This is a genomic window from Holdemanella biformis DSM 3989 (assembly GCF_000156655.1).
In the GTDB taxonomy this organism is placed as follows: domain Bacteria; phylum Bacillota_I; class Bacilli_A; order Erysipelotrichales; family Erysipelotrichaceae; genus Holdemanella; species Holdemanella biformis.
The window spans coordinates 1-1,586 of sequence record NZ_DS996853.1 but is presented as its reverse complement, the minus strand read 5'-3'; the positions used below and the strand labels follow the sequence as shown (position 1 = coordinate 1,586).

Sequence of the window (1,586 nt, the reverse complement as noted above, 5' to 3'; positions counted from 1 at the left end):
ACTAGCTGATGTACTTGCACTTGTAGAAGCACTTGTAGAAGCACTTGTAGAAGCACTTTCACTTCTAATAGCAGCTAAACTATCCGAAATGCTTGTACTTAGTGAAGCTGACTCGCTTTTCATTGTACTAAGACTTTCAGATTTTTGTTTCTCTAATTCCTGGTAAGGATCCAATTTCCTTTCAAACTTATCCTGTGAAAAGAAGATTTGCCCTTTTACACCATTATAACCTGGAGACTGTGGATTACTAATATCTGCAAAATTTGGAATTGTTTTTTCGACAATATGATGATCTTTCCAAATATACTTTGTTTTTGTACTCATGGTAAATTCATGTTCATAAGATTTACCATTTAAAACATAACTAACCTTGTATTGATCATTTCCAATATATGTATATTCTTTAATATAACTTGACTGGTTAGAATCCATTGTTAATTTTTGATTGTTAATGTAGAAAACTCTATTTCCTTTTATACTTGTAGAATAATCATCATAGAAATAGAATTCATTGTTTCCATTTACATACTTAGGAGATTTCTTTAACACCATAATTGAGACTTTGTCATATTTATAATTATGATACCATTTATCTTCACCATCAATTTTGTTATTGTTCTTATCAGTAATAATATAGTCAAAGTATGCAGATTGTTTATTTTTGTTCGCATCGTAATAATCAATTTTTATATAATTATTCTTACCTTCATCTTTTTCCCAATCAGTTTTATCAATAATATCTATCTTCCTGTTTTCTTGTTGGAATAAGAAATATTTTGCATACATAACAGCCAAATCATCAACTAGTTTGTAGTAATCATATTTATCACTATTTAATTTATCTGTTTTATTATTATACGCATATTCATAAGCTTCCTTTACTTTTGCCATCTGCTCAGTGATTTCACCATAAAGCTTTGTCAAATATTCATTATTTTCTTTACTTATCGCAATTTGAGAATCATAGTTTGACTGAATTTGAGAGTATTTTAAATCAAATGAATTAATCGCATCAGATAAAGAACCTTCATAAGTGCTAGTACTTGCACTATCTAATGGATTCCCACTAGTATTTTCTGCCCCTGCTTCAGACAATGATAAAGACTCTGAAACAGCAACATTTAATGATTCTTTACTATCTACATCGCTATACATAGTTGAAGCACTTGTAGATGCTGAAGTACTTACGCTTGTTGAAGCCGAAGTACTTGCTGATATGCTTGCACTAGTTGATGCACTTGTTGAAGCACTTTTAGAAATAGATTCACTTTCTGCTTTGTTTGTTACTTCAGCATTCACTGTGCCATCATCATTTGTATTTTCATCCTCACTAACTGTAGCAACATTATTACCTAGTGTATTTTGTGCAAAACTATTTTCAGCTCTAGCCAAATTTCTGCCTTGTGCTTGATTAGAAACTTGTGAATTTGTTGGACGCACAGATTCAGATACAGATTCAGAAACAGATTGTGATCCAATTCCATCTAGATTTTCTGTTGAACCAGATTCACTTCCTAATTCAGCAGCATAAACGGCATTGTTGCCCGCAAAAATAGTTCCGCCACCAACAACAGCACCAGCAGCAG

General features: G+C 31.8%; 1 protein-coding gene. It reads right to left on the bottom strand.

What is annotated here, in order from left to right:
• Positions 1-1,586 (bottom strand): hypothetical protein (locus EUBIFOR_RS13050; protein ID WP_003866307.1); only part of this gene is annotated, 1,586 nt, incomplete at both ends.